The 4,865-nt window shown below is 70.4% G+C and carries 3 protein-coding genes; all 3 read right to left on the reverse strand.

What is annotated here, in order from left to right; all coding sequences use genetic code 11:
* Positions 1-228: 228 nt before the first annotated feature.
* Entirely contained in the window at positions 229-1,095 is an 867-nt protein-coding gene (locus D7V93_RS37930; RefSeq protein WP_120647962.1) for an FHA domain-containing protein, read from the reverse strand.
* A 63-nt stretch (positions 1,096-1,158) separates the two neighbouring features.
* Complete coding sequence (locus tag D7V93_RS37935) at positions 1,159-3,369, reverse strand: hypothetical protein (protein ID WP_147451555.1); 2,211 nt, start codon at positions 3,367-3,369, stop codon at positions 1,159-1,161.
* Positions 3,366-4,865, reverse strand: a 1,500-nt coding sequence (locus D7V93_RS37940; protein WP_120647964.1) for a YncE family protein, incomplete at its 5' end; no start/stop codon positions are given. The genes D7V93_RS37940 and D7V93_RS37935, both read right to left, overlap by 4 nt.

The raw sequence follows: 4,865 nt of genomic DNA on the forward strand, positions 1-4,865 counted from the left end.
GCCCCAGCACGATGAGCGGATAGGTCACGGCATTGGGGATGAGCCGGCGCAGCACGTCGGTCACCACCGCAATCACCAGGGCCACTCCCAGAATCGTCCACAGCGCGAGCTGAACAGGTGTCATTCGGCACCTGTCCCCTTGCCGGGCAGGCGACCCTCATCAAACCAGGGAGGGCCTCGGCCCGTCAAATGCTCAACACGGCCATCGGACGGAGGGGCAGCGCGTCATCAGTGGATGACGAGGCGGATCTTCTCGCTGCAGATGAAGTACTCGTCCCCGTCTTCGACCTTGCGGCGCTTGATGCGCTGCTTGTTGAACCAGGTCCCGTTCGAGGACCCGAGGTCCTCGATGTAGAAGTCGCTGCCGTCGCGGGCGATGACGGCGTGCTCGCGCGACACCTTGCCGGAGTTGATGACGAAGTCGCAGTGCTTGCCGCGGCCGATGACGTAGCGGTCCTTGATGATCTTCTCCTGCTCACCCGACTCGGTGACCAGGTAGAGCGCCGCGCCCTCCTCCTCGTCGGCCTCCTCCGCGGGCTCCTCCTCGGCCTCCTCCGCGGGTTCGTCCTCCAGTTCGTCCTCGAGCGGATCCTCCTGCTCCGGCAGGGGCTCCTCCTCGTCCTCGATCATGTCGTCGGCGGACGGAGGGGGCGGCTCGTTCTTGCCCTTGATGAGCCGCTCCAGCTCCGCGGCCGTCTCCAGGACGCGCTCGGCCACCTCGCGGCGCACCGGATCATTGTCCAGGCCGTTGGACGACGGGCGCTCCTCGGCCGCGTTGCGGGCGGCGGGCCGGGAGGGAGCCGGCTCGGCGCGCGCGGGCGCGAGCACCGGCGGCGCGCCCTTGGACGACGCGGCCGCGGGGGCCGGCGAGGAGGCCGGACGCGGCGAGGGCGTGGGCGACGGCACCGCCGCCATCGACGGCTCCGCCTTCGCCTTCACGTCGATGAAGCCGTTGAGGCGCGCGAACATGAAGAGCGCCTGGTTGATGAGCGCGTCGCGATCCGACCCCATCTGCTGGGCCATCTCTTCGTACGTCTCCCACAGGTGCTCGGCGATGCCGACCTTGCGTGCGGGACGGGAGTTCTGATCGATCATCGTTCTTGGCTCGGGAAATGCTGAACGTCGGGGACGATAACAGAGCCGGTCCGGCCCGCCCAGTTACTGGAAGGCCCGGACAAACTGGAGGTTCTCCGCGTTGTCGCTGATCTGCTCCAGGGCGATCTGCAGCAGGCCGTCCGCGGAGGGATAGGCGATGTAGGCGAGGCTGGAGGCAGCGTCGCCGGTCCCGACGTTCGTGGCGACCACGGTGCCAGGCAGGCGGTACGCCGCCAGGTTGCTCGAGGCGGAGTCCGCGTCCACCTTGAAGATGAAGCGGCGGAAGCGCGGCTGCAGCGTCACCACGTAGCGGTCGCCGGGGTTGAGCCGCTCCGCGTCCCCGAACGTCGCCGTCAGCGTGAGCGTCAGCGGCGCCGGAGCGAAGGTCGCCGCCGTCGGCGGGAGCACCCCGAGGTCGAACTTGTCCGGGTGGTAGTAATAATCCAGCAGGGTGGACACGGTGTACGCCTCGCCCACCGCCAGCCGCTGCAGATAGCTGTCGCTGGACTCCAGGCCCGCGTAGAGCACGTAGGGCTTCGCGGTCGGGCCGGCGCGCACGGAGAAGCTGGGATACGTGGCGCAGTTGGCCAGGGCGAGGGCGGTGTCCGTGTCCGCCAGGTCCGGGAAGAGCCGGGTGCGGCCGTCGCCCTGGTCCTCCAGGCGGAGCACCTTGATGCTCTGCTCGCACGCGCCCACGGTGTTCGCCAGCACGAGGGAGTCACCCGGCATCACCCCGCGGGACGTGGCCAGCGAGGTCTCCACCAGGAAGGGCGGATCCTCCACGCTCACGTCGCGCGACAGGTCGAGCAGGCCCGGCAGGACGCCCTGGAAGACGAAGCGGTAGGTCCCGTTGGGCAGCGTCCCGTCACAGAGGAAGACCGCGGCGTTGGTCACGTCCGCGTTCTGCGGGCAGAGCTTCTGGTTCGAGCCCCGCTCGTTCACGCTGATGCCCTGGAACGTGTCCGCGAGGGCGGTCTCGTTGCCGTCGCGAAGTTCCACCGCCACCGCCGCGCGCTGCTCCTCCGTCTTGAGCACCGGGTCAGCCGAGACGGGAATCCGGTCCAGGTTGAACGCACGCCGCTCGTCGGCGCGGAACAGGGTGATCTCCCCGCTGGACGACGGCATGATCCCCAGCAGCGGGACACGGGGGGTGAGGACCGAGCCGTCCGCGAGCAACTGGCGGACCTGCAGATCCGGACGCAGGGTGAGCCCCGTGGGCAGGCCCGAGGACGGCCGCAGCGTCAGCATGGGGGCGTTGGAGGCGTCGCGGGCGAGCACCGGCTCCATGGACGGCGCCTTCCAGTCCGTCCCGTTGTCGAGCGCGATGACACCCTCGCAATCCGCCGAGGCGCACGTCAGCTCGTCGAGCACCGCGTACACGTAGCGGCCCGCCTGCACGCGGTCGTTCTCCAGACCCGATTCGGTGAAGAAGGTCGGGTGCGTGGTGACGAAGCGCGCCGGGATGTCCACCAGGTCCGTGTAGTCCGGCACGGAGAAGGGCACCGGACGCGGCCGCTTGTAGGGGATCTCCACCGAGCCGCCGTCCGCCACGGCGCGCACGAGCCGGCTGGTGCCCGTCACGTTGCGGATGGCGAGCACCAGCGACTCCGTCACGCCCACGTGCACCGGCAGCGTGACCATGGACAGCACCGTGTCCGCCGGCCGCAGGCAGAAGACGGGCAGCGCGGGCGGCAGCGCCGCGGCGTCGAAGTTCTCCGGACCCGGGAGATCCTGGCGCATCACCACCCCGCCCCCGAAGGGACCGCAGAGCTGCTCGGCGGCCTCCGGGCGCGTCTGGAGCGCGTAGAACAGGACGCTCGGGGCCCCCGCGGACACCGGGGCGTGCGCGGTGAAGGCGGTGATGAGCTGCCCGGTGGACAGGCGCGTCACCTCATTGAGGCGCGCGCGGTCCGAGGCCACGACGGAGATGCTGCGTCCGCCGGAGCTGCGCGCGTAGATGTACGGGCCGGTCGTCTCGTAGCCCTCCGTGTCGTAGCCCACGTCGCGGGTGAGCGAGTCGGGCCGCGCGATGACGGGGATGGACAGCGGCTCCAGCGGATTGGGCGCGGGGAGGAACTCGCGCGGGGAGCGCTCCAGGTCCAGCACGCGCAATTCGTCCCGGTCCTGCGAGGTGACGAAGACGAGCTGGTTGGCGAGCACCACGTCGTACGTACCGGACAGGCCGGCGGCGCCCGCCGTGGAGGTGGTGTCGGAGCAGGCGCCCAGGAGGCTGGAGGCGCCCAGCAACAGGGCAGCAGGGATGCCGCGCTTCAAGGTTGGTTCTCCTGGCACACGCTGGTGCCCTGGTTCGGATCCCGCTGCTGCTGCGTGCCGAGCCGTGCCGTCAGCTTCGCGTCCTGGGGACGGGTGAGGTCGGGGATGTCCACGATGGCCACCTGCCCGTCTCCGAAGTTGGTCACGAACAGTCGCGCCGCGTTCACGCCGGGCGGGTTGTCCACCGCCAGCCCGAAGGCCTGCGACGGGTTGCTGGTCTGGTTCTGCGAATTGACGAGCGGCACCTGGACGACGACCTGTCCCAGCGCCTCGTCGTAGAGGGACACCGCGCTGTCACCGGTGCTCGTCACCGCGATGATGTTGGTGTCGGCATCGTTGGGCGCCGCCTGCCGGCTGATGAGCTGCATGTCGCTCACGCCGTCGGGCATGGGCACCGCGGAGACCACCCGGAAGGCGGGCGTGGTGGCCGCGCCGCCGGGCACCGCGTCGTACTCGAAGTCGAGCGTGAGCAGCGTGTCCGGGCCGCGCGCCAGCATGTACAGCCGCTCGCGCACGAAGTTGGGGCGGGCCGCGCGCTCCGCGGCCGTCACCGGCCGGGACACCACCCGGGCCGCGCGCGCCTCGCGGATGCGGTACACGTTCGACAGGTCGGGCTCCAGGAGGGCCCCGGGCACGTTCTTGTCCACCAGCCGCAGCACGAAGTTCGCCGCCACCGTGCCGTTGATGCCGGCCACGAAGTTGCGGCCCGTCACGTAGACGTACCCCGCCCCCACGGTGCTCGAGTCCGAGCCGCCGTAGAGGTAGCCGTTCGGCGACAGCGGGATGAAGCCCAGGGTGTCGCGGGTGGGGTTGTCCGTCTTCAACGTGACGAGGTAGTTCTCGAAGTTGGTGCTGGACTTCGCGGGCGAGTCCGCCGCCTCCGAGTGCGTCACGTACAGCGTGCCGCTCGCGTCATCCACCGTCACGCCAATGGGCGACGGGGCGCGCGGCAGCTCCGCGCGGTCCGCCTCGCGCAGCGACTCCGGGATGTCGTCCGTGAGCGACAGCGAGCCCTCTCGGCAGTCCACGCCGCCCTGCACGCAGCCGAGGACCGGAGCGCCGTTGGCGCCGAGGGAGACGTCCACCGCGTGCAGGTCATTGCCCTCCGCGCGCGAGGGTACGAACAGGCGCGGCAGCCCGTTGGCCGGGTTGACCCACAGGGCCATGTCCCCCGCGAAGCTGCGGATCTGCACGAGCGAGTCGCCGGACGTGGACAGGTCCTCGAAGGCGAGGGGGCTCGCCGGCACGGCGCTGCCCAGCCGGGGCACCGGGACGGACTGGCCTTCCGCCTGAGTGCTCAGGGCGTCCAGGTTGAGCGCGACGACGGAGCCGGAGTCGAAGCAGTTGTCGAAGTTCGCGTTGGCGACGAAGAGGTAGCCGTTGCTCGCCGAGGGTCCGCCAGCCGTGGGTGGGCGCCAGAACGCCACCCCGCTGGGGTACACGAAGCGGGTGGACGGGGGCGGGTTCGGTTCGGACTCGAGCGAACACGCCGTGAC

Source organism: Corallococcus llansteffanensis, assembly GCF_003612055.1.
Taxonomy (GTDB): Bacteria; Myxococcota; Myxococcia; order Myxococcales; family Myxococcaceae; genus Corallococcus; species Corallococcus llansteffanensis.

Coding starts and splice junctions, on each gene's coding strand:
- D7V93_RS37930 (WP_120647962.1), bottom strand. CDS start 1,095: ATGATCGATCAGAACTCCCGTCCCGCACGCAAGGTCGGCATCGCCGAG.